Source organism: Psychrobacter sp. 16-MNA-CIBAN-0192 (assembly GCF_040309565.1).
In the GTDB taxonomy this organism is placed as follows: Bacteria; Pseudomonadota; Gammaproteobacteria; order Pseudomonadales; family Moraxellaceae; genus Psychrobacter.
The window spans coordinates 74,504-100,951 of the sequence record NZ_JBEOOX010000007.1; the positions used below are offsets into that span (position 1 = coordinate 74,504).

Annotated in this window: 25 protein-coding genes; 13 read left to right on the plus strand and 12 right to left on the minus strand. The window is 41.5% G+C overall.

The genetic code is table 11. The features are described 5' to 3' along the window. Positions 1–54 precede the first annotated feature (54 nt). A complete protein-coding gene (locus AAEY78_RS07725; RefSeq protein WP_352338709.1) occupies positions 55–1,107 on the plus strand; it encodes an HpcH/HpaI aldolase/citrate lyase family protein in 1,053 nt (350 codons plus the stop codon). Between the two features lie 95 nt (positions 1,108–1,202). On the opposite strand, the gene AAEY78_RS07730 is transcribed toward AAEY78_RS07725, so the two are convergent. Continuing rightward, complete coding sequence (locus AAEY78_RS07730; protein ID WP_352338711.1) at positions 1,203–2,015, minus strand: alpha/beta fold hydrolase; 813 nt, start codon at positions 2,013–2,015, stop codon at positions 1,203–1,205. 429 nt (positions 2,016–2,444) lie between these two features. Between AAEY78_RS07730 and AAEY78_RS07735 the strand changes: the two genes are divergently transcribed. Then, entirely contained in the window at positions 2,445–3,242 is a 798-nt protein-coding gene (locus AAEY78_RS07735) for an enoyl-CoA hydratase/isomerase family protein (protein WP_352338712.1), read from the plus strand. Positions 3,243–3,355: 113 nt separating this feature from the next. Here AAEY78_RS07735 and AAEY78_RS07740 read toward each other — a convergent pair whose 3' ends face one another. The 3 genes from AAEY78_RS07740 to acnB form a co-directional block, all read right to left on the minus strand. Further along, complete coding sequence (locus AAEY78_RS07740) at positions 3,356–3,799, minus strand: PACE efflux transporter (protein ID WP_352338713.1); 444 nt, start codon at positions 3,797–3,799, stop codon at positions 3,356–3,358. A gap of 177 nt (positions 3,800–3,976) precedes the next feature. Continuing rightward, on the minus strand, positions 3,977–4,420 hold the full coding sequence (locus AAEY78_RS07745) for a DUF805 domain-containing protein (protein WP_352338715.1): 444 nt from the start codon (positions 4,418–4,420) through the stop codon (positions 3,977–3,979). Between the two features lie 183 nt (positions 4,421–4,603). Next, complete coding sequence (gene acnB / locus AAEY78_RS07750) at positions 4,604–7,207, minus strand: bifunctional aconitate hydratase 2/2-methylisocitrate dehydratase (protein ID WP_352338716.1); 2,604 nt, start codon at positions 7,205–7,207, stop codon at positions 4,604–4,606. 747 nt (positions 7,208–7,954) lie between these two features. Here acnB and lipA point away from each other — a divergent pair. The 7 genes from lipA to AAEY78_RS07785 all read left to right on the plus strand — a co-directional run bounded on the left by lipA (position 7,955) and on the right by AAEY78_RS07785 (position 15,235). Continuing rightward, the gene (lipA, locus tag AAEY78_RS07755; RefSeq protein WP_352338717.1) at positions 7,955–9,001 is read left to right on the plus strand and encodes a lipoyl synthase; all 1,047 of its coding nucleotides are present in this window, start codon (positions 7,955–7,957) and stop codon (positions 8,999–9,001) included. 425 nt (positions 9,002–9,426) lie between these two features. Beyond that, on the plus strand, positions 9,427–10,371 hold the full coding sequence (locus tag AAEY78_RS07760; RefSeq protein ID WP_352338719.1) for an alpha/beta fold hydrolase: 945 nt from the start codon (positions 9,427–9,429) through the stop codon (positions 10,369–10,371). 199 nt (positions 10,372–10,570) lie between these two features. Continuing rightward, positions 10,571–11,392, plus strand: coding sequence for a 2,3,4,5-tetrahydropyridine-2,6-dicarboxylate N-succinyltransferase (gene dapD / locus AAEY78_RS07765; RefSeq protein ID WP_352338720.1), 822 nt, complete (start codon positions 10,571–10,573; stop codon positions 11,390–11,392). Between the two features lie 266 nt (positions 11,393–11,658). Then, the gene (queE, locus tag AAEY78_RS07770; RefSeq protein WP_352338722.1) at positions 11,659–12,393 is read left to right on the plus strand and encodes a 7-carboxy-7-deazaguanine synthase QueE; all 735 of its coding nucleotides are present in this window, start codon (positions 11,659–11,661) and stop codon (positions 12,391–12,393) included. A 102-nt stretch (positions 12,394–12,495) separates the two neighbouring features. Continuing rightward, entirely contained in the window at positions 12,496–13,626 is a 1,131-nt protein-coding gene (locus AAEY78_RS07775; protein WP_352338723.1) for a multidrug resistance efflux transporter family protein, read from the plus strand. Between the two features lie 108 nt (positions 13,627–13,734). Then, the gene (locus AAEY78_RS07780; RefSeq protein ID WP_352338725.1) at positions 13,735–14,370 is read left to right on the plus strand and encodes a trimeric intracellular cation channel family protein; all 636 of its coding nucleotides are present in this window, start codon (positions 13,735–13,737) and stop codon (positions 14,368–14,370) included. Between the two features lie 121 nt (positions 14,371–14,491). Then, a complete protein-coding gene (locus tag AAEY78_RS07785; protein WP_352338726.1) occupies positions 14,492–15,235 on the plus strand; it encodes a trimeric intracellular cation channel family protein in 744 nt (247 codons plus the stop codon). A gap of 87 nt (positions 15,236–15,322) precedes the next feature. Here the strand turns inward: AAEY78_RS07785 and recJ are convergent, their stop codons facing one another. Further along, positions 15,323–17,158 carry a single-stranded-DNA-specific exonuclease RecJ gene (gene recJ / locus AAEY78_RS07790; RefSeq protein WP_352338727.1) on the minus strand — a complete coding sequence of 612 codons (1,836 nt, stop codon included), beginning with the start codon at positions 17,156–17,158 and terminating at the stop codon, positions 15,323–15,325. A gap of 442 nt (positions 17,159–17,600) precedes the next feature. Between recJ and AAEY78_RS07795 the strand changes: the two genes are divergently transcribed. Together AAEY78_RS07795 and AAEY78_RS07800 are read left to right on the plus strand one after the other, a co-directional pair. Next, positions 17,601–18,116, plus strand: coding sequence for a hypothetical protein (locus AAEY78_RS07795; protein ID WP_352338729.1), 516 nt, complete (start codon positions 17,601–17,603; stop codon positions 18,114–18,116). A gap of 241 nt (positions 18,117–18,357) precedes the next feature. After that, the gene (locus tag AAEY78_RS07800; RefSeq protein ID WP_352338731.1) at positions 18,358–18,744 is read left to right on the plus strand and encodes a hypothetical protein; all 387 of its coding nucleotides are present in this window, start codon (positions 18,358–18,360) and stop codon (positions 18,742–18,744) included. A gap of 178 nt (positions 18,745–18,922) precedes the next feature. Here the strand turns inward: AAEY78_RS07800 and AAEY78_RS07805 are convergent, their stop codons facing one another. The 5 genes from AAEY78_RS07805 to uvrB all read right to left on the minus strand — a co-directional run bounded on the left by AAEY78_RS07805 (position 18,923) and on the right by uvrB (position 22,825). Next, entirely contained in the window at positions 18,923–19,273 is a 351-nt protein-coding gene (locus AAEY78_RS07805; RefSeq protein WP_352338733.1) for a hypothetical protein, read from the minus strand. A 234-nt stretch (positions 19,274–19,507) separates the two neighbouring features. Continuing rightward, positions 19,508–19,657 (minus strand): hypothetical protein, encoded by a 150-nt coding sequence (locus AAEY78_RS07810; protein ID WP_352338735.1) that lies wholly within the window; start codon positions 19,655–19,657, stop codon positions 19,508–19,510. 11 nt (positions 19,658–19,668) lie between these two features. After that, a complete protein-coding gene (locus tag AAEY78_RS07815; protein ID WP_352338736.1) occupies positions 19,669–20,265 on the minus strand; it encodes a hypothetical protein in 597 nt (198 codons plus the stop codon). Positions 20,266–20,439: 174 nt separating this feature from the next. Next, positions 20,440–20,679 carry a hypothetical protein gene (locus AAEY78_RS07820; RefSeq protein WP_352338738.1) on the minus strand — a complete coding sequence of 80 codons (240 nt, stop codon included), beginning with the start codon at positions 20,677–20,679 and terminating at the stop codon, positions 20,440–20,442. Positions 20,680–20,713: 34 nt separating this feature from the next. After that, positions 20,714–22,825, minus strand: a complete 2,112-nt coding sequence (gene uvrB / locus AAEY78_RS07825) for an excinuclease ABC subunit UvrB (protein ID WP_352338739.1) — start codon at positions 22,823–22,825, stop codon at positions 20,714–20,716. Between the two features lie 216 nt (positions 22,826–23,041). Between uvrB and AAEY78_RS07830 the strand changes: the two genes are divergently transcribed. Next, complete coding sequence (locus AAEY78_RS07830) at positions 23,042–23,461, plus strand: GFA family protein (RefSeq protein WP_352338740.1); 420 nt, start codon at positions 23,042–23,044, stop codon at positions 23,459–23,461. A 348-nt stretch (positions 23,462–23,809) separates the two neighbouring features. Beyond that, positions 23,810–24,292, plus strand: a complete 483-nt coding sequence (gene dps, locus AAEY78_RS07835) for a DNA starvation/stationary phase protection protein Dps (protein WP_352338742.1) — start codon at positions 23,810–23,812, stop codon at positions 24,290–24,292. A 172-nt stretch (positions 24,293–24,464) separates the two neighbouring features. Here the strand turns inward: dps and AAEY78_RS07840 are convergent, their stop codons facing one another. Both AAEY78_RS07840 and AAEY78_RS07845 read right to left on the minus strand, forming a co-directional pair. Next, positions 24,465–25,565, minus strand: a complete 1,101-nt coding sequence (locus tag AAEY78_RS07840) for a cation diffusion facilitator family transporter (RefSeq protein WP_352338744.1) — start codon at positions 25,563–25,565, stop codon at positions 24,465–24,467. A 207-nt stretch (positions 25,566–25,772) separates the two neighbouring features. Further along, complete coding sequence (locus tag AAEY78_RS07845; protein ID WP_352338746.1) at positions 25,773–26,321, minus strand: acyl-CoA thioesterase; 549 nt, start codon at positions 26,319–26,321, stop codon at positions 25,773–25,775. Positions 26,322–26,448 lie beyond the last annotated feature (127 nt).

Below are 26,448 nucleotides of genomic sequence, written 5' to 3' on the forward strand. Positions count from 1 at the left end.
GGGTGGCGCTATTATACTTTCCTTTCTTATTCATTATTATTTATGACACCTACTATGCTCGATACATCCGCTACTCTGTACCAAAATACCCAGTCTTACGCGCATCTGATTACTGAGCGCCATGCCATGCTTAAGCCGCATATGTATCATCCTTATCAGCTGGGGGCGAGTCTTTACATGCCTGCCACTCGGCAGGATATCTGGCAAGTGATTAAGCGTGACAAGTTACCCGCTATTAATAGCATCATTATTTGCTTAGAAGACGCGGTAAGTCATAGCGATGTTGAACTTGCGCTCACGCGACTGCAGACTTTATTGAATACGTGGGCATCGCATGTAAATAGTATCAATGCGCCGTCAAACCCAACAGAGACGCATACTCAGCCTACCCGTCCATTGGTGTTTGTCCGTCCGCGCAATCCGTTAATGCTCCAGCAACTGGCAGACTTTGATAACATCGAGTTACTTGATGGCTTTGTCATGCCCAAAGTCGATATGTATAGCTTATCCAATTGGCGTATGGCCTGTCAAAATCTCAGTAGCGAGCAGTTATTGATGCCAACTTTAGAGACGGCAGCAGTGTTTAATCCGCATCACAATCAAGAGCTGGCAATTGCCTTTAAAGAAGCCTTTAGTCAGCCTATTTTTGCGCTACGTGTTGGCGGTAATGACTTGTTTGCTGCCTTGCGTCTACGCCGACCAAAAGACAGTATTATTTATGATACTCCGATTGGCACCCTAGCCTATCAACTGCTAGGCTGCTTTGTGCCGCATGGTTTTTATTTGACCGCGCCGGTCTTTGAATACTTGGATCAACCGATGCTGTTTATGCAAGAGCTGACCCGTGATGTGAGCTTAGGATTGGTTGGCAAAACCGTCATTCATCCCAGCCAAATTGCCTTAGTTCAACAAGCTTATTGTGTGCCTTTAAGTATGTTGGACGAGGCGCAAGCTATCTTGCATACTGAGGCAAAAGCAGTATTTAAATACAATAATACCATGCTAGAGCCCGCCACTCATGGTGCGTGGGCACATGAAATCATCAATCGCGCTGAAGTATTTGGTACGATTAATGATGGAAATAGTGACTATAAACCATTGCTTTAAAACCACTGCTTTAAGCTTCAATAATATAAGTCTTAAACTGCCAATAAAAAAGCCGCTATCTGGATGGATAACGGCTTTTTTATGACCTCTAAAAATTAAACACAGCATGTTAAAAATTTATCCATGATTGCATTAACCTGCTCTGGTTCTTCTACTGTTGCCGTATGTCCAGCGCCATTAACAACCGCAAGCTTTGAGCCTTTAATCGCAAAGTGCATGCGCTCAGACTTGGAATATGGCGTTGCCACATCTTCATCACCGACGACAACTAACGTTGGTATATTAATCTTCCTTAGCTGCTCATAAACCCCTTGACGTTCAATGACGCCCATCGTTACCTTAACGATGCCCACTTTATCATTTGCTTGCATCTGCTGTATCCAATATTTGTAGTCGGCTTTACGCATCTTATCGTTTAAAAAACGCTGCCCAAACATAATTGGCATGACCTTTTTACTGACTCGCTTCATACCCATCCAGCGAATAGCACTGATAAGCTTGCGGTATTGCGGTGCGGTTGTTGGATCTTCTGGATCGGCTGAAGTTTCCATTAACATGATGGACAACAGTTTTTCAGGATGGCGAATTGCCAAACGCAGCGCTATAAATCCGCCCATCGACAAGCCTACAAAATGGCATTGCTCAATATTTAGCGCCTGTAATAGCCCAAGCGTATCTTCCGTCAAACTCTCCATTCCATAACCATCAATGGTCACTTTTGAGCGCCCTTGCCCGCGAAAGTCAAACGCTATACAGCGATAATCGTCTTTAAAATGAGCAACTTGCGCATCATACATGCGCGTACTCCATAGCAGACCATGGGCAAATACCATTACCGGCTTTTGCGTATCATTTGGCGCGCTGTCCTCATAATACAGAGTGACATCATTCACTTTAATCTCAGGCATTTTACGTTCCTTGTTTAGCAATTCTAACGAGATAAGATTGTTTTATTAAGCCGTGAGAGTGCTGGCTTCTTTACTCACAGCTATTCATTATCAGTAATCAATTGAGAGCAAATTATTAATACTCATTCTTTAGCCGCCTTTTATAGGTAGCATATGATTGATAACATAAGCGATAACTTGCCATTTCCAAAAATGATTTAGGATAAATCACAAGCAGTCATTTTCATAGGGTTATTTTATAGCTTCACTCTAAAAATATGGTTATTTATATATGTTCACTTATATAAAGTAATGACGCCAACAAAATCAGGCTCGCTAGCTTGTAAGGCTGTCTTTAGCGTCCATGAAACTTACTTTTATAATCACGCCAAACTGTTATAGTGCTTCTTATTCACACATCATGCCTACCTCATTATATAAGGAATTACCATGACATCGTCTCTCGTTGAGTATCGCATTGAGCAACATATCGCGACTATCACTATGAACGACCCTAGAACGCTAAACGCGTTTAGTACGTCGCTAAAAACTGAGATGATGGATGCGTTAAACCAAGCAGATACTGACGAGCAAGTGCGCGTCATTGTGCTACAAGGCGCGGGTAATAATTTCTCAAGTGGGGGTCATATTGGTGAGATGTTAGAGAATGGTATAGATAGCGATGCCCTTGCTGACAAAATCAATTTTATGGTATCAGAAGTTGCGGAAATAAGTCTAAAACTGCGTAATATTCACAAGCCAATTATTGCCAAATTAGAAGGTGCAGTTGCTGGTGCTGGCATGAATCTCGCCTTAACCTGTGATTTTCGTATTGCAGCGGATAATGCTAAATTTGTACAAGCCTTTGTTAATATTGGATTGGTACCGGATGCTGGCGGTATTTATCTATTAAACCAATTGATTGGTGCTGCGAAAACAACTGAATTGGTCATGCTGGGTGATAAATTGACAGCGGAAGATATGGCGCGCTTAAACTTGCTTAATGAGGTTATCAGTAGTGATAGATTAGATGCCAGCGTACTTGCTTTGGCAACTCGTCTCAGTAATCTACCTGCAAAAGCACTTGCCTCGATGAAGCATATGATTAACACCCATGCGTTTATGGGGCTAAATGAAGCGCTCGATATGGAAATTAATCAACAAACGATGATGGCGCAAACCGAGGATTTTAAAGAAGGGATTAGCGCCTTTATGGAGAAGCGTCAGCCGGTCTATCAAGATAAATAAAAGACCGATAATGGGACTTTTTACTATGCTATTAATAAGGCTGCCTAGTGTCAGCCTTTTATTTTTAGGGAAAATAATGTAAAGAAATTCTACGTTAATAATATCTTTACTTATTAAACAGTAGAAGTAGTCTGATTATGGTGCGGTAAAGTGAATATCTTGTCAAAACCCAAGGTAAAGAGGAAAGTATAAATCAAGAAAAATAGCAGTAACGCAGCTTCCATCATAAAGGCTTTGATAAAACCAACGTCATACCAAATCATATATAACGGCAAGCAAATCAACACCAAGCCGCCTTCAAACCCTATCGCATGGGCACTGCGTATGAAGAACGTGCGCTTTGTCACCTGCCGGCGCCTCTCCCACGCTTCGAACGCGGTATTATAAATAAAATTCCAAATCACTGCTGCTACCGACACCATGGCAGCAACTGGTAATGACTCCGCCGCATCGCCACCGCTGAGCTTCATCAACACAACAGTAGAAGAAATAATAGCAATAATCTCAAAGATGGTGACGTATACAATACGACGTTTGAGTGGGGATAAAGTAATCAACCAAGACTCCAAAGCACTTGAGCATAAAAAAAGTGCCTATCAAAGTATCGGTCCGTCCCGAGAAAATGAAAAATGAGTCAAACGCAGAGCCACGGTTTCCGCCTGCGCTTATATTATACCTAAGATAATGAGAGAAACCAGTCGTGGCTTTTAGCAAAACAAGACATAAAAAAGTGCTTATTTTGCTGGCAGTCCCCATTTATTGGTTTCAAGTTTAGTGTCAGTTGCAAGAAATACCAACAATATTATCGAGCCTATTAACGGAATAAACGCCAATAACATCCACCACCCCGAACGACTGGTATCATGTAATCTACGAATCGCTACCGAAACACTGGGTATAAACAACCCTAGCATTACTACCACATAGAACAATCCCGTCTCTGACCCGAAAATAATATAGTCTACTATCATCGCCGTTACTATTAAAATAGAGTGAACCAGCGAAAAATACCAATATTCCTTTCGACGGGCACGACCAGAAAAATTGGTATAATTTCTTAATCCTTTTTTGAACCAATCAATCATACCGTAGTTTGCTTCAGCAGCATGATTGTTAGCAACAGTAGTATTTGGTAGTGGTGGCGGCGTTGCTTTATTTAGCATATTTTGATTTTCCATAGTTTTTCTATTTATAACCTCTAAAAGTAAAATCAACAAAATTAGTTAACAAGCTTGATTATAGACACCCAATAAAAGTTTGCAAATAATTATTACTGGTTTTAGACTTATAAATAAAAACCCCGCATCATGATGATACGGGGTTTTTTATTGCTAGATTTTAAAAACTGATAACTTTAAAAACTAAGCCAATTGAGCAACACTGATTTTATCTGCTTCTTCAACATAGGTTTCCATACGGTCGAAGTTCATATATTTATAAATTTCTTCGCCCATGCTATCAAGCATACCAGCGTACTGCTGATATTCTTCATTGGTTGGTAATCTACCCAATACCGCAGCAACGGATGCTAATTCAGCAGATGCTAGATAAACATCCGCACCTTGACCTAAGCGGTTCGGGAAGTTACGGGTTGACGTCGAAACGGCTGTAGAGTTCGGCGCAATACGTGCCTGATTACCCATACATAATGAACACCCTGGCATTTCAGTACGAGCGCCGGCTTGTGCATAGATATTATAGTAACCCTCTTCCATCAACTGACGCGCATCCATTTTGGTTGGTGGCGCAATCCATAGACGAGTTTTCAAGCTACCTGCTGGCACATCTTGTAGCAATTTACCAGCAGCGCGGAAGTGACCGATGTTGGTCATACATGAACCAATGAATACTTCATCAATGGTATCACCAGCCACGTCAGCTAGCGTTTTTGCATCGTCTGGATCATTCGGGCAGCAAAGAATTGGCTCTTTGATTTCAGACATATCGATGACCATATCGATGGTATATTCTGCATCTTCGTCAGCGCGCATGAGGCTTGGATTCGCCAACCACTCTTGCATGCCTTCGATACGACGGCTGATGGTACGAGCATCGCCATAACCTTCTGAAATCATCCATTTAAGTAAAGTAATGTTCGAAGTCAGATACTCGGCAACTGACTTTTCAGACAAAGTAATGGTACAACCAGCAGCACTACGCTCGGCAGACGCATCAGATAATTCAAACGCTTGCTCAGCGGTTAAATCCTCTAGACCTTCAATCTCAAGGATACGACCGTTAAACTCGTTGATTTTACCTTTCTTATCAACAGTCAAATAACCTTCTTTAATCGCTTGATACGGAATTGCATGAACCAAGTCACGTAAAGTAATACCTTTTTGACGCTCACCGATGAAACGGACACGGACAGATTCAGGCATATCAAGTGGCATCACGCCCGTTGCCGCTGCAAATGCGACTAGACCAGAACCGGCTGGGAATGAGATACCAATTGGGAAACGCGTATGCGAGTCACCACCAGTACCAACGGTATCTGGAAGTAGCATACGATTCAACCATGAGTGAATGATGCCGTCACCTGGGCGTAAGCTCACGCCACCACGATTCATGATAAAGTCAGGTAGTGTATGCTGAGTTTCGATATCGACTGGCTTTGGATAAGCAGCCGTATGGCAGAATGACTGCAATACTAAGTCTGCTTGGAAACCTAGGCAAGCCAAGTCTTTTAGCTCATCACGAGTCATTGGACCAGTCGTATCTTGCGAGCCGACGGTAGTGATTTTAGGTTCGCAATACATACCCGGACGTACACCTGCTAAACCACACGCCTTACCAACCATCTTTTGCGCTAGTGTAAAGCCTTTACCAGTATCAGCTGGCTCTTCTGGCTTGGCAAATACGTCTGAATGACCGAGCCCCATATATTCACGGGCACGATTGGTCAAACCACGACCAACGATTAGCGGAATACGACCACCAGCACGAACTTCATCAAGCAAAGTTGGCGAGTTTAGCTTAAAGGTTGATAGCACTTCATCAGAGTCATGCTTAGTGATTTTGCCATCATACGGATAGATGTCAAACACATCGCCCATATTTAAGTTATCAACGGCTACTTTCTCAATAGGTAATGCGCCTGAATCTTCCATCGTATTGAAGAAGATAGGTGCGATATTGTTACCCAATACTAAACCGCCGCCACGTTTGTTTGGCACGTTAGGGATATCATCGCCCATCAACCATAGTACTGAGTTAGTCGCAGATTTACGGCTAGAACCCGTACCGACTACGTCGCCAACATAGGCTAATGGATGACCTTTTTCTTTTAGCGCTGCAATCTGTTTCATTGGACCAATTTCACCTTCAACGTCGGCAGTAATACCGTCGCGAGAGTTTTTGTGCATGGCTAATGAATGTAATGGGATATCAGGACGGCTCCACGCATCTTGTGCTGGTGACAAGTCATCCGTGTTGGTTTCGCCCGTTACTTTGAAAGTCGTATAAGTGGTTTTTGCTGGCACTGCATCACGGCTTAAGAACCACTCTGCATCTGCCCAAGATTGGATGACTTCTTTAGCAATCGCATTGCCCGCTTCTGCTTTTTCAGTGACATCATGGAACGCATCGAAAACTAATAATGTTTTCTTTAACGCGTCAGCAGCATCTTGGGCGACATCGCTATCATCAAGCGCTGCAACCAATGGCTGTACGTTATATCCACCTTGCATCGTGCCTAAAATTTGTACCGCTTTTTGCTTGCTAACCAACGAAGACGTTGCTTCACCTTTTACGATAGCCGCTAAAAAAGCAGCTTTGACGTAGGCAGCTTGGTCAACACCGGCAGGAATACGATTTTCTAACAAGTCCACCAAGAACGCATCTTCGCCCGCTGGTGGGTTCTTTAGTAGCTCAACCAATTCTGCTACTTGCTTCTCACTTAATGGAAGCGGTACAGTTCCTTGCTCGGCACGTTCTGCGACATGTTTACGATAAGCTTCTAACACAATAGTCGTCCTCGTCGGTTAGTTCAGCACACCACGTGGGTAGTCAGTATGACCGCCTGCATCGATATGCTGCATTGAATAATTACCCTTAATAATATAACGTAAATCGACTGAAAAGTTAATGACCCATTGGGAAATCGGTTACATAGCCAACATTTAGTAGAAAAATGGGAGGTATTTTTTATCGTGACTAATCATGTGCAAACCTTTGGTTATCAATCACTCGCTATTAAAATCACTCGCTATATAAATAGGATTAAATTAATTTTGCCGTGTTTTTCTGTCGTTTTTCTGTTAAATTAGCAAAACATAACTCTTTAATCATCGACAGCGTTATAAGCTAAGCTGGCAACACTATGGCATCATGGATTGTGCCCTTGCAGTGTTTATCACTGTTACTGTTTTGGTAATAGCTAATAGCTTTTATCATCAGCTTATTTGTCACACTATTCATTGGATAAATTGAGTATCATCACGGCTCAAACCTTATTTCAGTTAATACTATTTCCAGTTAATACCATGACGAATTATCCCCTCCATACCTTGTATCACGCTTAAGTGTTTTCATGCTTTATTATGACCTTTACTTTGTTGTTGTCTCTATTTGATAATAACGGTAAGCAGATGAAAAAATGCATAAATTTTGCTATAATCGCGCTATTAAATTTTCTATTTCACTGTCATTAAATAATAAACAAAACCCTTATCTTATAAAGACTTAGGATTGTAAGGGTTTAGGATAAGTCTATGAGCTCAATAGCGGTACAAACTTATGTTCCGGCGGCAAAAGCCAAACCGAAGAAAGCCATTCAAGGCGAAAAGCTACGCGGCTATGACAAAGTTGCGCGTATCCCAATTAAAGTGATTCCAACCGTTGAGGCAAAGAAAAAGCCCGATTGGATTCGCGTCAAATTATCATCTCCAGCAGAAGTGGCACGTATTAAAGCCAAGCTGCGCGAGCAAAAGCTTTATACCGTTTGTGAAGAAGCCGCATGCCCGAACTTGGCGCAGTGCTTCTCTGACGGTACAGCCACCTTTATGATTATGGGTGACATCTGTACGCGTCGCTGCCCGTTCTGTGATGTGGGTCATGGTCGCCCGAATGAGCTAGATAAAGATGAGCCGCGCCATACGGCAGAGACGATATTGGGTCTACAGCTTAAATATGCGGTTATTACCTCAGTTGACCGTGATGATTTAAAAGACGGCGGGGCGATGCATTTCGTTGAAGTATTGAATGAATCACGTGCGCTCAGTCCAAATTGCTTAATTGAAATCTTAGTACCTGATTTCCGTGGTCGTATGGATATCGCGCTTGATTTATTAACCGAGACTGCGCCTGATGTGTTTAACCATAACATTGAAACGGTGCCACGTTTATATAAAGCATTCCGTCCGGGTTCTGATTATCAGCATTCATTGGATTTGCTCAAAATATATAAAGAACGCCGTCCTGATATTGCGACCAAATGCGGATTTATGGTTGGCTTGGGTGAGACGGAAGAAGAGATTTATGCCTTACTTGATGACTTAAAAGCGCATAATGTCGATATGATTACCGTTGGTCAATATCTACAGCCAAGTAAGAATCATGCGCCTGTTGATCGTTATGTGCATCCTGACGAGTTTGAGCGTTATATGGAATATGGCAAAAAGATTGGTTTCTTTAATATTTGGGCAGGTCCAATGGTTCGCTCAAGCTACTTTGCTGACCGTCAATATTATGGTGAAGATTGCCCAGCGCCAATCCGTAGTCAAAAAGCACTGATTGCTGAAGGTAAACTGGGCTGTTAATTAATATCCTGTGATTAATGTTTTGGTAACTGCTATAAAAAAAGAGACCTGATGGGGTCTCTTTTTTTATAGGGTAAAAGATGCATACTTATTTTATTACTATCAATAAGCGCTGAAATAGCATTGACCTGATGGCGCTTTGTCGTTAAATTGGTGACACTTGTCGTTAAGTATGCGACGCTCATTAGCAAGACAGCATCATCATTGGTACGTTTCATTTTATAAAACTATATTATAAAAAGCGATGACACGATATTTATAATAATGATTATAGAGTCAATTTTATAGGCTTTTGCGCCTACTTACTTTTAGTATTATTTGTTTGGCATACTTTAATTTTAAAGCTATTTACGTTTTATGCTATTTATTTTTAACCCTTTCTATTGTTGATATTCTATTCCTCTAGACCACTTAAGGAACCGCTTATGAGTAACCCTGAGAACATTACCTCCTCTGACAATACTCATTATTTGTACCATACGTTTTTAGAACCCAGCCGACCTGATGTGGCGGTCAAAGCCACGTTATTGATTGTCCATGGCATGTGCGAACACAGTGGACGCTATGCCGACTTTGCCCAGTTTTTAGCCAATAATGGCATTGCAGTGGCGACTTATGATCAGCTTGGTCATGGTAAAACTGTAAAGTCGCCTGACGAGCTTGGTTTCTTTGGTCTTGAGCATCCCGTACAGTCATTATTAAAAGATGTCGTTATCATGGCGGATGCGCTAAAAGCACGGCATCCAAAAGTTCCGCATTTTATTCTGGGGCATTCTATGGGCTCTTTTATTGTGCGGACGGTACTTAAACACCATGCACATGACTTTGCTGGTGCTATCATTATGGGAACGTCCGATAACCAGCCACTATTAAAAGTATTACTGCCTATTAATAAAATTTTAGCAACAACAGCACCGAAAAAGCCCAATGCTTTATTTGCTGAATGGATGAATAATTTATTAAACAGCAGGTTTGACAATCGTATTTCCGATTCTGATTTTGCTTGGCTAAGCGAAAATACGGCAAATATTGTAGCCTATGAAGCAGATCCGTTAACAGGCTTTGATTTCACCAATAATGGTTTTATGACTTTAATGGTGTTGATGCAGGCAGGACTGCATAAAAAATGGGCAACGACCATTGCAAGAGACTTCCCTATGCTGTTTGTCAGTGGCAATAATGATGCAGTGGGCGATATGGGGCAAGGCATTCGCCGCATTGTGCGCAAACTGCGCCAACAACACTTTACTCAGGTCAATATGCGCTTGTATCCCAATATGCGCCATGAGCCGTTACATGAGCTGCATAACAGCGCGGTATATTATGATATTTTACATTGGATACGTACGTTAAGCACCTCACGCTCGTAACGAATGTGGTTTGCTAAAAGCCGATAAATTAGCGACAATATAGACTGCGTGTTTCATCTCAGTTTTTAGTAGCAGCGCCCCTATTACCCTTGTTTTTATTAGCCATGCTTTTATTATTTGCACTTTTATTAACAAAGCTGCTCATTATTCTGTGATGAATCAATAAGCAATACTTACTTTGACCTTTCTAGGGATTATTATGTCATTACAACAAGTTATCGAACAAGCTTTTGAACATCGCAATGAATATAGCCCAAGCACGATGCCACAAGATATTCGCGACGCTATCAATCAAGTGCTAGAGCAGCTTGATAACGGCAGCTTACGTGTTGCTGAGAAAAAAGATAGCGAATGGGTGGTGAATCAATGGGCGAAAAAAGCGGTATTATTATCGTTCCGTCTCAATGACAACTATGTCATGTCAGCTGGCGAACACGTGCAGTTTTATGACAAAGTGCCGACTAAATTTGCCGATTGGACGGAAGCGCAATTTAAAGAAGCAGGCGTACGCGTTGTGCCACCAGCTATCGCTCGTAAAGGCTCATACATTGCCGCCGGCGCAGTATTGATGCCTTCTTATGTGAATATTGGTGCATATGTCGACCAAGGTGCAATGGTTGATACGTGGGCGACAGTTGGTTCATGCGCCCAAATCGGTAAAAATGTGCATCTATCTGGTGGCGTAGGTATCGGCGGCGTATTAGAGCCATTGCAAGCCAATCCAACCATTATTGAAGACAATTGCTTTATCGGTGCACGTTCTGAAATTGTTGAAGGCGTCATCGTTGAAGAAGGCGCTGTTATTTCAATGGGCGTGTATATCGGTCAATCAACGCGTATTTATGATCGCGAAACAGGCGAGATTCATCGTGGTCGCGTGCCAGCTGGTTCAGTCGTTGTACCGGGCAGCTTACCGTCTGAAGATGGTACGCACAGCTTATATGCCGCTATCATCGTGAAAAAAGTCGATGCCCAAACCCGCGCTAAAACATCAGTCAATGAGTTATTACGTTTAGCGTAAAAGGTCGGTATTGAATTAGCAATTGCTTATAGAATGATGGTTTAAAAAAGATGCTGAAGAGATTCTTTAGCATCTTTTTTATACTTTTAATTTAATGCAGCGTACTCGGGTTCTGTACGTTATAATCCTTTGCTTATGACATTTTTCATATATTTTTTGAAAAATTCGTATAAATACGCCTAATGCTATTCATTAGCTGTGGCACTATTTTTTGTCAGTAAACTTATGCTGATTATCCCATTCTTTTATTTGATATTGACATTGTTATGACCAAGCCATCGCTACGTACCTCCGCCATTCCTGTCACTGACCCTGAAGCAGGTCTGCGCCTGACCGAGATTTTTTACTCCTTACAAGGTGAAGCCATTACTTCAGGCTTGCCGACGATATTCGTACGCTTAACCGGTTGTCCGCTGCGCTGTGTCTATTGCGATACCGAATATGCTTTTAGTGGCGGTGAGCGTCAGTCGCTTGAGGCAATTATGGTGACGATTGCCAGCTTCCCATGCAAGCGTATTTGCTTGACAGGCGGTGAGCCATTAGCGCAACCAAATGCAATTGAGCTAATGAAACGCTTACTGACTGATGGTTATGAGATTTCTCTGGAAACGGCTGGCGCATTATCGGTGCAAGACGTGCCTGTTGCGGTGAGCAAAGTTATGGATTTAAAAACCCCAAGCTCAGGTGAAGCGGATAAAAACCTTTGGTCAAATCTTAACTACCTGACTCAGCACGACCAAATCAAATTTGTCATTATGAACCGTACCGATTATAACTGGGCAAAGGCAAAATTGTTTGAGCATAATCTCGATAAACTGGTCGGTACAGTTTGGTTTTCACCAATGTTTAATGTCGCAGAAGATGACACCTTAAACAATAACAGTCCAGAGGTGCCCGTATTGGCGCGTGAGCTTGCCGAATGGATGCTTGCAGATGCGCTGCCCGTCCGCTTTCAATTGCAGCTGCATAAAATCATTTGGGCAGATGCTAAAGGTAAATAAGTAGATAAACGCATAAACATGCCGTTAGTAATACCTAGGTAACGGCATGTTTAAGGCAAGTCATCAAGCCAAGTCGTAAAAAAAAACAGTAAGGACACAAGGATGGTCAAACTCATTTTATTGGGCTTATTAGCAGGTGCCTTATTTAGCTCAACGTTTATTTTAAATGAGCTGATGAGTTCGGCTGGTGGGGATTGGTTTTGGTCAGCCAGTCTGCGTTATCTCTTTATGTGGCTGATGCTAACGGCGATTATCGCTATACAACAAGGCGCTGGACGTATTGGCGAGCTATGGGCAATATTTCGTGCTCATTGGGGCTTTTGGTGTGTAACCGGTGGCATTGGCTTTGGGTTATTTTATACCGGCATTTGCTATGCAGGCGACCATGTTGCAGGTTGGGTTGTTGCCGCTACCTTTATGTTTACCGTGGTGACAAGCCTACTGGTGCTCGTTGCCTTTGGACAACGTTTTGATAAAAAATTCGTCCTCTACGCACTATTGGTTTTTATCGGCGTAATATTGGTCAACGTTAGCGAAGGCTTACATGCCGCCAGCATTGCCGATGCAGCGTCTACGCCAATGGCAGAAATGCTGTTATATGGTGCCCTGCCCGCCTTAATCGCCGCATTTAGCTATCCAATTGGCAATCAATTGGTGTGGCAAGTGTCTTATAACTCGCGCAAACATAGCGCAGCGTTACAAAAGGCGCGTGACGATAATTCCACATACTCTAGCAACTCTAGCGATATCAATACTATCATAAATCCTGATGGCACAATTATCACCCAATCTGATGCCTGTGCTCATACTCATGTTCCCATTCAACATAAATCCGCATTGCAACAGCTAATTGCCCGCATCCCTGCTATCGAAACCGATTTATTGCAAAATGCCTTTAATAAAGTCTGGTTAATGTCGCTTGGCAGTTTGCCATTTTGGCTCGTTTTAGGCATTATAGTGCGTCCTGAATTGCCCAGCTCATCGCAAGTTTTTAATACCCTCCTCGTTGCCTTATTGGCAGGCGTTGGTGCAACCAGTATCTTTTTATATGCGCGTGAACAAGCGCAAACATCTAGTGAAGTTGCGGGCGTCGATTCAACGCAAGCCAGTGAAGTCATATTTGCCTTAATCGGTGGCATATTATTACTCGGTAATGTGTTGCCTTCAGCAATGGGCTTATTTGGCATTGGGCTGATTATATTGGGATTGATATTGTTTGCTAAAGACGGTTGATAATACTTAATTAATTATCTGATACTGTACTATCTGTTTTATAATTTTTCTCTATCATATATTTCTTTGCAAAAACCCTTTTAGTCAGTAATGATGAGCGGTATCAACATGTTCAGCGCTTTTATTTTCCCTGATATTTTACTGTATCTATTAGACATGATTGGCATTATTGCCTGTGCCAGCGCTGGTACGTTGCTAGCACAGCACAAAGGCTTTGATATTGCGGGTTGCATTCTGGTATCGATGGTCAATGCCATTGGTGGTGGTACGTTGCGCGATATGGCACTGGATCGGCATCCACTATTTTGGATGACGGATCTTAGTTATTTATTAGTTATCACAGTTACCTCCCTTATTTTACAAATATTTTTTAATCTTTTTGATAAAATTGATAAGACGCTTAAGCTATTTGATGCTATTGGACTGGCAGCCTTCAGCGTCATCGGCTTTAATGTGGCGCTCGGTCAAGACATGTCGCCTGTCATTGCCATTATGATGGGCGTATGGACAGCAATTCTCGGTGGCTTACTGCGCGATATTATATGTAATGAGATACCCCTTTTGCTCCAGCGCGAGATTTATATCACTGCCAGTATTGTCGGTTCAGTGATGTATCTGCTGCTTGAGCATTGGGGCGTACCTGCAAGATTGAATGAATTTATTATGCTTGGCGTCATCTTTGCAGTGCGGATGTTGGCACTGCGTTTTGATTGGCATCTTCCCTCCATTCGCTGGGTTGGCTAAACTCTTAGCTACTTTAGTGTTTTTTATGTGAACCATTATGATCAGTATTATCAGCGTCAATATTTATACGTGGCTTAACGCCTGCTGCCAGGCTTTATTTGGCAAATCTTTCGATCTGTTCTTGTCTCCTATATCAACCAGTCTCACGCTTGGCGCTGCTGCACCGCCCATTCCAGTCACACCCAAAGTGCATCCGCCAGCAGGTCTGACCACGGATTTTGTCACCCGATTTGAGCCCACCTCCTTTATGTTTTGGCTGGAGATGTTTGGTATCTTTGCCTGTAGTGTGTCGGGAACGGTGATTGCTAAACATAAGAACTTCGATATGTTCGGCTGTATTCTAGTGGCGATGATTGCTGCCATTAGTGGTCCGACCGCGCGTGATATCATTTTGGATCGCTATCCGCTGTTTTGGATGGTAAATATGAATTACCTACTGATTATCACCATCACTTCAGTGGGCTTTCAAATGTTTTGTAATCCAAAATCAAGCCATGTTGATGGTTTATTAAAACTATTTGATGGTATGGCACTAGCTATTTTTACCTTAATTGGTATTCAAGTGGCGCAAGAAATGGGCGCTAATATCCCCATTTGTATCTTGCTTGGCGTATTAAATATTTTGTTTGGTGGCGTGATTCGTGACATGCTGTGTAATGAGATTCCGCTGGTATTACAGCGTGAGATTTATGTTACTGCGGCGATTGTTGGCGGAATACTATATTTTGTCTTAGAAGGTATGGGCGTGACGCCTTGGATAAAAGAATCCTTGACCATGTTAACAATTTTTGTAATTCGTATGCTGGCAGTACGTTATGATTGGCATTTCCCAGATATTGGTTTAGTGAAAAAACAAACGCTTTAAACTGTTGAAAAACAACAAACAAAAAGGACATTAATCTGATTGATTAACGTCCTTTTTTTGATTAAGAATGACGGTAAAACTTAACTCTTAAGTATCAGTAATCACATCCAAATCTCTAACCATCAGTTGCAAGCTTTGTTTACCATTCCACTCATTAATATCTAGCTGAAATAGAATATGCACCTTTTCTGCGCGATAATCCCACACGCTACTATCATAATTAAAGCAAATAGCATCAATCGGATATTGCACATCGGGATAACGCAGTGATAATTTTAAATGTTTGTCTTTTAATACTTTAAAGCTGAGTACCTCAAACACACCATCAAACATCGGTGGCGCAAAACCATGTCCCCAAATACTCGCATCGGTTAAATGCTCAGCAAACCACAAGCTAAAATCACCAGCTTGCAACGCGCCATCGGTGAATTTTTGCTCAGTAAAGATACCATCTTCCAGCTGCGCCACCACATTATTAAAAGCGTCAACAAAGGGAGCAAAATTACCACGCTTAATGGTCAACCCCGCTGCCATCGCATGACCACCAAAATGAGTGATTAAATCTGGATATTGTTCAGCCACTTGTTCGATAGCATCGCGGATATGCACGCCAGCAATTGAGCGCGCCGAGCCTTTAATCGCATCTTCATCACCTGTACGCTCAATATCAGCAGGTGCAAAAACAATACTGGGAAGATAGTGGGTCTCTTTTAAACGTCCAGCCACGATACCGATTACGCCTTGATGCCAGTCATCTCGATATAGCACGATACTGCGCTTGCTGTTATCAACATTGTCGACCCCATTTTGCGCGTCATTTTCGTCATTTTCGTCATTAATCAGGCTACTATCATTGTCTGCTAAATCACTAATATTATTAGCAGCATTTAACGTTTCGATAATATCATCCGCTTGGCTACGCATCTCACCTTCAACTTGGCGACGATTGCGATTAAGCTGCTCAAGCTCATGTGCCAAACGTTGCGCGTCGCTCCAGTCCTCGGTCAGTAAACACTCGATACCAATGCGCATATTATCCATCCGCCCTGCCGCATTAATACGGGGACCCAAGATAAAACCAAAATCTTGTGCCTGCAACTTTTTCGGGTCACGTCCGGCTTGCTCAAGCAGCGCCAAAATACCCAAACAGCAGCGCCCTTGACGAATGGCTTGTAAACCATGATGGACTAAGATACGATTATTTTTATCTAGAATACCCACATCGGCAATCGTACCAAGCGCCACTAAGTCCAAATATTGACTGACTTGTACGGTAGACTTGCTCGCTTCACGGCGTAATTTTGCCAAGCGTCCGAGCACATAAAATGCCACACCAACGCCTACCAGTGCCTTACTACTAAAATCGCAGTGTTGCTGATTGGGATTGACCACGGCTTCGGCAGGCGGCACCGGCTTAGTGGTGAGATGATGGTCAGTAATAATGACGGTAATACCGTCGGCTTGCGCACGTGCCACGCCTTCATGGCTAGAAATGCCGTTATCAACGGTTACAATCATATCGGGATGATAGGTTTCAATGCCTAATTCGACAATCTCAGGGGTCAAACCATAACCATATTTAAAACGGTCGGGCACCAAAAAATCGACTTGTGCGCCCATAGCCGTCAAAGCGCGCATCATTAAAGCCGTACTGGTCGCGCCATCACAATCGAAGTCGCCAACGATAAGGATACGCTGACCTTTATCAATGGCAGTATCTAATAAATGCACCGCTTCACTAACGCCATGCAGCATCTCAGCAGGCAACAAACCCGCCAGTCCAGTTTCCAGCTCGTCAGGGTCGGTAATACCGCGTCCTGCATAGAGGCGCGCTAAGGTCAATGATTGGGCGGCAAGCGATTGCAATGCGGCGGGCAACTCGTCAATGCGAGTGCCGGTATATCGGGGGGTTAAATTTAGCATATCGGTATTCTACTGGCTTTAGTATGCGGTCACAATAGCCATATCAGGCGAGAGCGTGCAGCATGTGACATCTGTTGTCGCGGTAAGCCCAGTATTTCTTTTATTTTCAATCTTATTTTTATAATTATATTATCCCTACTGACTCTATAATTCTTATTAATTAGAATTTTGCTTTGGCTGATGAGTTGCTCACTTATCCTATATTTACAAAAACGATGCATAGAAACGGTATTATTTGTATTTTGATACAAAGCTATGATTGTATGCCGCGTATAAATCCATAAAATGAGTACTACTTATTAAAGGTAGATCTTGTTTAAGAACGTGTGTATTCATTATTATCTAATATACAGATTCCCTAGCTGAATCTTTAACTTAAGCTACCTTTTTTTAATTGATAAACTCTCATTGATAACATTGAAACTCTTATAAGGACATCTTCATGAAAACCACCCCTGCTGCTGAAAAAATCCCAAATACGATTGATCCAAGTTTAGATTTAGAACAAGTCAGACAAGAATGTTTAGCAATGGTTAAAAACCGCGCCAAGATTTCTGCTGGTGTGGCAATTGTTCCTATTCCTTTCTTTGACGTTGCCATTGATGCCAGCATGCTGACCATGCTACTACCAGAAATCAGTGAGCGCTTTGGTTTATTAGAAGATCGCGTTGCCGCTATCGACTTAGAATCTCGCGCTGTACATTGGGGCGCGCTAAAAGATCGCACTGTTGATTTTGCAGGGCTTATGGCAACACGCGGTATCGTTAAAAAAACCATTCAAGGATTTGGTGGACGTATCGCTGCCAAGCAAGTCACCAAGTTTATCCCACTTGGCGGACAGCTGGTTGCAGCGACTATGGGCTATACTATTTTTAAGAAAATCGCTAGTGACCATATTGAAGAATGCTATAACTTGGCAAAAAGTATCCAACAACAGCAACATGGTAAAAACGTATAATCATTAATATTAAACCTTAAATCTGTAAGCTTTAAGCTTTAAGCTTTAAGCTTTAAGCACTCTATTATTAAGCCAGCTCTTTGTAGTTGGCTTTTTTGTGGCTAAAAAAGTGATTAAGAACTGTTAAGAATAGAGACTTAATCCATTTAGAAATAGCATTTAAATATTGGTGTTTGACCAGCGGTAGTTTAGTATAGGTGGCTTATGATGGGCAAAATATAAAAACATATAGGATGACATAATGAAAAAATTACTACTATCAACGACAATGCTTGCGACACTTGCGCTGGCTGGTTGTGCCACCAATGGCACTAATATGGGTAATGGCACAGCAATGGGCACGGCAAGCGATATCGGTATGAGCGTCCTAAAAGGTGCTATCGACAATCAGTGCCGTATCGAAATACAAAAGCAACCAGCATGGCGCGTTGCTAGTGTGGTCATGTCATCAGACCAAAAAGAAGCGGTACAAAGCAAAGTCTGTGGCTGCGTCAGTGAGCAAGCACCACAGCAGGTGACGCTTGTTGAACTGGGCAACGCGGCAATCGATACCCAATATCGTGCAAAATTGGTCACTCGAGTGGTCGCAAAAACGCTGCAAAGCTGCTATTCAAGCATCACTAAATAAGTAGTTATCATCTGATATTACAATAATTTATTGAAAGACAGTTTTTTTTTAAAAAGTTCGATTAAAAGAGTTCATTAAAAAAGGCGCATTTATCAGTGATAAACGCGCCTTTTTAGTACTATCTTTATTGCTAATTACTGCTAATCAACACCAATAACTCAGTATTTATCAGTGATATTTATGGCTCAAGCGGTGAGCTTAACGGCAATACTCTATTGCGAAAATACTTCGACTCACCATCGATAATAGCATTCACTTCTTTGACCAAATCTTCAATGACGTCATCATAAATACCGTGCTCAAGCTCGCGCTCAAAAGCAGTAAAAGCATGCTTACGCGCAGCCGAGCGCACATCGGTAATGCCATGCTTGGTATAAAAAATATTCACCCGACCATCACTGTTGAGCACACAATTTAAGTCACCATTATCAACCATCATCTTTATACTCTCAGGCATAAAAATATAGTCATCAACATCCAACAATTCTTTTTCAATGCCACGCTTTAATAACGACTTGATATCAAACATAATCTATCCCTAACATTTATTTTTTGTAATGATGTATTCAGCACAGCGCACCTCGCTGCCCTGCTTTATGTGTCTATCCTATATAAACTGAGCGTTTTATTTAAGATGTAAAATGTAAAAGGGTGTTTGAGATTGGCAATGATAAATTTTTAATATTAGTGGCTTTGAAGTTATATTGTAAGTTAACCGTATTCTAATATGAAAAACAATAAACGATAAGGAAGAATTATATCTTTAGTTTATAGGCTTTTGAGATCTATTATTATCGATTTTAACGGAGTTGAGCGTCACAGTTAGTCTATCATAATCGCCTTTCACAGAATCAAGTATCGGAGCTGGTATATCAAAATTTGGTTTGGAACTTACTGGTTTATCATCAGACATTTTTACGTTCCTTATAAAGATTCTAAAATCATTCCAATTACGGCGAAAGAAAGTATAACAATGAAATACTTGAAACCTTTTTGAAGATATTTATGACCATCCTCAATACAATTAGCTTTCTCATCATTGACTAATTTATATTTAATAGTGGCTTCACTATACCCTTGATATAAATTATAATATATAGAGTTTATATGTTCATTATCATCTTTGAAAAGCTCAATTAGATTATCATTCAAAGGTAGTTTAGGAATATATATTATCTTAAACGTATTATTTAAACTTATCCAAGCTCTTGAAAAACATGCCACATCAATCATTATAAAAGGTATAGTGAGTAGAGATAATATACACCATTGCTCTGTTACGGTTAAAACCCAACTTAAGACTGGAATATATACTAGAGAAATAATAGATAAAGCAGTCAACAACTTAAAGCTTTTATCCTCTAAATCTTTAAACCTCTGCACTTCCTCTTTGTATAGTTGATTAGAATAATCGTATAAAAAACGATATTTATTATTGCGAAGTTCATCTTGAGGTGGAGTGTTCAAATATGGAAACAAGGGTTTAAAAAGTGCTTTACCGAAACTTTCTACTAATTTCATTGATATATCCTTTATATTTAGACGGTCTAATTTATACCAAAAAATATTCATTAGATGAAATAATGTCAGTGGATAATGGTATATCAATATATTGATTACAAATAAAAAGGGCGAGTTACACATATGTTAACCCGCGCTAATTATACATAATTAAAGTACTTGAATAGCCAATTATTAAAAGATAGTTGTTAAGTTAATAAATGCCATTTCACGAGAATCTTGACTATTTTCAAAGCTGATAACAGGTTTATTACTATTATCTCTTCCAGTAACCACTCTAGCCGTATCAATAGAATCTATATCGAATAGAAAAAATAGTTCTTTCGCATCAATAGTTTCTTCGTCACAAATACCATATACCTCTAGATTAGGATCAAGCTTACTTAACTTATCAATCAGATTACTCACCTTCATAGTTAATTTCCTCATTATATTAAATAATAAATTTCTAAATCAAATGCGCCTTTAACTCCAATACTTTATCTCGCGTTTTCGCGGCATCCTCAAACTTCAAGTCACGTGAGAATTGCTTCATTAGCTTCTCAAGACGATTGATTTCTTTAGCCAGCAAATCAGGACTGCGTAAGATACTGATATCGACATCAGGTAGATTGCTTTTGACCGGAATCGCTTGATTGTCATTAGCATCCAAATCTTCGCCCGTATCAATTTTATCCGTGACATTTCGGCGCGCGCCCCTTGGGGTAATATTATGCTCAAGGTTAAAGGCGACTTGTTTTTCACGGCGACGATCCGTTTCCTCAATCGCTTTTTGCATACTGTTAGTAATGCGGTCAGCATAGAGAATCGCCTTGCCATTGATATGACGCGCGGCTCGACCAATGGTCTGAATCAAGGCACGCTCAGAGCGCAGAAAGCCCTCTTTATCCGCATCAAATATCGCGACAAGCGACACTTCGGGCATATCGAGACCTTCACGCAGCAAGTTAATACCGACCAACACATCATGCACGCCCGTCCGTAGTTCATGGATAATTTGCATCCGCTCAAGCGTATCAATATCCGAATGCAGATAAGCAACTTTGACATCGTATTCTTTTAGATAACTGGTCAAATCCTCAGACATCCGCTTGGTCAACGTGGTAATTAAGACGCGTTCATCTTTTTCACGGCGCTTCGTAATCTCCGATAACACATCATCGACCTGCGTTAAGACAGGGCGAATCTCAATCTCAGGGTCAATCAGACCCGTTGGTCTCACCACTTGCTCAACGACTTGTTCGCTGTGCTCAAGCTCATATAACGCAGGCGTGGCGCTGACATAAATGGTGGTGGGTTTAATACGTTCCCACTCTTCAAACTTCATCGGGCGATTATTCATCGCACTTGGCAAACGGAAACCATAATTGACCAAGTTTTCTTTCCGCGATCTATCGCCTTTATACATCGCACCAATTTGCGACACGGTCACGTGCGATTCATCAAGGAACAACAAGGCATCTTCTGGAATATAATCAAACAAGGTTGGCGGCGCTTCCCCTGATGGACGACCGGAGAGATGCTGTGAGTAGTTTTCGATACCATTACAGTAGCCAAGCTGCTGAATCATTTCAAGATCATACTGGGTACGCTCTTTGAGTCGTTGCGCCTCAACCAGTTTATTATTTTCTCGGAAATACTCTAAACGTGGCTCAAGCTCCGCCCGAATGGTATGCGTTGCTGCTTCTAACTTATTACGTGGCGTCACATAATGCGATTTTGGATAAATGGTAATTCTTGGCACGCTACGCACGGTTTTGCCCGTTAATGGATCAAACCAAGAGATTTTTTCCACTTCATCATCGAATAGATGCACGCGTACCGCAAGCTGTTCCGACTCTGCCGGATAGATATCTAATATCTCACCACGCAAGCGATACGTCCCGCGCCCAAAGTCCAGCTCATTGCGCATATATTGCATTTCAACCAAACGCTTAATCACGGCGGTACGGTCAACTTTATCGCCCACCACAATATGTAGCAACATTTTTAGATAACTTTCAGGATCGCCCAAACCATAAATACAGGATACCGACGCCACAATAATCGCATCACGGCGCTCTAATAAGGCACGCGTCGCTGACAGGCGCATTTGGTCAATATGATCGTTAATCGCGCTGTCTTTTTCAATAAATGTATCGCTCGCCGCCACATAAGCTTCTGGCTGATAATAGTCGTAGTAGCTGACAAAGTACTCAACCGCATTATTTGGGAAAAACGCTTTAAACTCGCCATATAACTGCGCGGCAAGCGTTTTATTATGCGCCATAATAATGGTTGGACGCTGCGTTTCAGCGATGACCTTTGCCATGGTATAGGTCTTACCAGAGCCCGTCACTCCAAGCAGCAATTGCTCGTCCATGCCCGCATTAATACCTTTGACTAATTTTGCAATCGCTTGCGGCTGATCGCCTGCGGGCTCAAACTCTGTGACCATCTCAAAGGCGCGACTGGCTATTTGCGTGCCAGACGCATTCACACCACTAATTTCAGCTTCGCCTTGCAGCTGGGTGGCTAACTGATTTAACTGACGCGACGAGCGCGGTTCGGGCATACGCATACGGCTGTCTTCCTGATATTTATAGAAAATTATAAACGGTTATAAAAGGTAACGTTTGTCATAATATGGGGTTAAATGACTATTTTTAAAGGTTATTTGTCCGCTTAAATCCACCTATATTCATGATAGATTCAGACCAGTTAAACGCACAAAAACACGCAATAAAAAACGCCCAAATCAGGTATAGTTCAATGACAATTAATCAAGGAATGAGTTATGAAAGGTCATTGTCTGTGCGGTAACGTGACGATTGAATTAGAAGATATCAATACCTTTGAAGCGTGTCACTGTACGATGTGTCGCCGTTGGGGCAGCGGACCATTGATGGCGATACACAGCCTGTCAAAACCTGACATCCAAGGTGAAGACTCTATGACTGTCTACCCATCATCAGCATGGGCAGAGCGTGCATTTTGTCATAAATGCGGCACTAATTTATATTATCATCAGCTCGCTTCTGAGACTTATGTACTGTCGCTTGGACTGTTCCAAGACAATCCTGACTTGACCTTTGAGAGCCAGATTTTTATTGATAAAAAGCCTGAGTATTATGCTTTTGCCAATGATACGGTGAACCTAACCCAGCAGCAATTGTTTGATAAATTTGCAGAAAAAGGCATTAGACCTAAAGATTAATCTCGATTATGCTTTTTGACTAAATATCTCGAATATTAGCTAGCTTTATTTTTTAAATCAGCCCCTTTTAAGCTTTCTTAGAAGGGGCTTACTTGTGCGCCAATTGTTATCAACTCGCCCGTTTTAAGCATTATACTTACAAAGCTTTTCATGATTAACACACTCATTACACGACCACTGTATAAAGCCTAAATCTTAGGGGTTTCATCTGTTATTTAAGGTGCTATTATCGATACTGAATTTACAAGCAGTCATTCACAATTGAGATAAATAAAAATTTAAAGCACTGTTAACAATAGACATTTATTAGAAATCTAAACTTATTAAAATAAAATAATGGAGTAGAACATGAGAGAACGTTTCGCTAGTGGTATTGATGATGCAACTGCCCAAAAAATGATTGATTTGTTAAACGCTAACCTAGCAAATCTGATCGATTTAAGTATGGATAGCAAGCAGTGTCATTGGAATCTGCAAGGTACTGGCTTTATTGGTGTGCATCAGTTATTAGATGACACTCATGCGCGTTTGACTGAAGCTTATGATACAGTTGCTGAGCGCATTGTTATCCTTGGCGGCAAAGCAAATGGTATCTCTAAACGCGTGGTTGAGGACTCTATCTTAGAGACGTATCCTACTGATATCACTGAAGTTGAGCAGCATGTTCGTGAACTGACCAATCGTTATAAAACTATTGCGGCATCATTACGTGAAGGCATTGATACTGCTGGTGATGCTGGTGATGAAGACACCGCTGACTTATTAACTGAAGTAAGCCGTATCGTGGATAAAGACGCATGGTTTATTGGTGCGAATGCGCCAAAAAAATAAGCTCTGTCTTAAGTAAGTTCTATTTTAAGTAAACAGCACATAGCAATTAAAAAAGTCACCGATTAGTAATAACTAGTTGGTGACCTTTTTTTATGGCTTGTTTTTAGTTCATAATCTTTGAAAATAGCCATTTAAAAAAATAAGCGTTCAAATCTTTATTTTTAATGGGCTATCACCTTTTAAACTTCAACACCGGAGCATTAGGCACTGATAATGTTAAAATAGCTTCTTGAAATATTGGATTGGCGCGGAATTGATTTTCGATATCTTCAAATTTTTGAGCAACATCGTTTTCTTGTTGGTTACCAGTAATATCGACCGCTGCTACCATAAATATCTTTTTGGGTCCTACCCACTCTAAATGCAGGTATGACACGCTTTCAATATCGGCATGTGCTAGCAACTCACCCAACACATAATGGTGCATTTTATCCGTCACTTTATGCCCAACTAAAAAATCACGGTTACGACTGATAAGAAATATCGCAACGCCACCTAGCAATATTCCAACGACAATAGAACCTAGGGCATCCCAAAATGGCTCGCCAGTATAAGCATGCATACCCATCGCAGCAGCCGCAATCACTAAACCAATAACCGCCGCTAAGTCTTCAAAAAATACCCCACGCAAGGTCGGGTTAGAAGTATCAATCACATAGCCAAGGGCACTAACATTAAGCGCTTCGCCATGCTTTTTGCTTTCTCTATAAGCTTGCAATAATGAGATGCCTTCAAGGACAAAGGCGACCGCTAAGATAACAAAACCAATCGTATAGTCGGTATCAGTCTCAGCCGCATTCCACTCTGTCACGCCTGTATAAATAGAGACAATCGCCCCTGCCATAAACACGCCAAATGCCGCTATCATCGACCACACATAGGACTCTTTGCCATATCCTAACGGATGACTTCTATCGGCAGGTTTCACTGATTTTTTTTCAGCGACAATTAATAAGGTACCGTTACCCGCATCTGCCCAAGAGTGAGCCGCTTCTGCAATCATGGATGCAGAACCCGTCATCACAGCACCCACTGTTTTGGCAATGGCAATCAGTAAGTTTGCCCCGACAGCGATTAATACCGTAGTAAGTGAGCTTGAATGTTTTTTATTTTCTTCAGTAGAGGGACTACTAAATGTGTTCACGCTATCAGAATTATCATTGATGTTAGATATAGGAGACATGGCTGCACCGCGCGCACGAGGCACATTTCGTGCTTGATGATGAGCGGTTAGCTGGGTATTGGGCTTAGCAATAGATGGTTTTAGGCTCATATCGACTCACTCTTACAGCGCAATTACGACAACTACTGTGAACGGTAATATGTACCACAGCATTATTATCTGTGCCTGCTCATTGGTTACAGATGTTTTAGCTTAAGATAGCAGTCGCTAATTATCAATAACTGTTTCGTGAGTCGCTGTATAGCCTATTTAGAATTTATCATTTATTAATTAGAGCTTATTACTATTACTTAGACTTTATTGACTGGTATCTTCACAATCATCGCTATCAGTGAGTAAGGAAATATCACAGCTTGGACGGTTTGCCCCTTCTTGATGCATACGTTTGCGCTCTAAAGCGGCATCAAAGCGACATTGTTGCAATGGATTCTTGATATTCAACGGCGGAATTGGCGTCGGTTTGCCATTATCATCAACCGCTACCATTGTAAAATAACAGCTGTTGGTATGGCGAATGGTACGTGCACGTACGTCTTCAGCCTCAACGCGAATACCAATTTCCATCGATGTTCTGCCAACATAATTGACGCTGGCAGCAAAAGTAACCAGCTCACCGACGTAAATTGGCTCAAGGAACATCACTTGGTCGACTGATAAGGTAACGACATAGCTACCACTGTACCGGCTGGCGCAAGCATAGGCAACTTGGTCAAGCATCTTAAGCAAATCACCACCATGTACATTACCAATGAAGTTTGCCATATCAGGCGTCATCAGTATCGACATATATAGTTCGTGATTTAAGGGGGCTTTTTTGGCAGTTGAAGAGGTATTATCTTGAGGCATAGCAATCCTTACTATTATAAACATCCATGGTTGGTGCGCTATTTAAGATAGCACAGATTTAGGTTAGCGCCTATTTAGGATTTTATTTAGTGTGCGTAAGTATTTAGTTATTTAGTATAAAAAATTC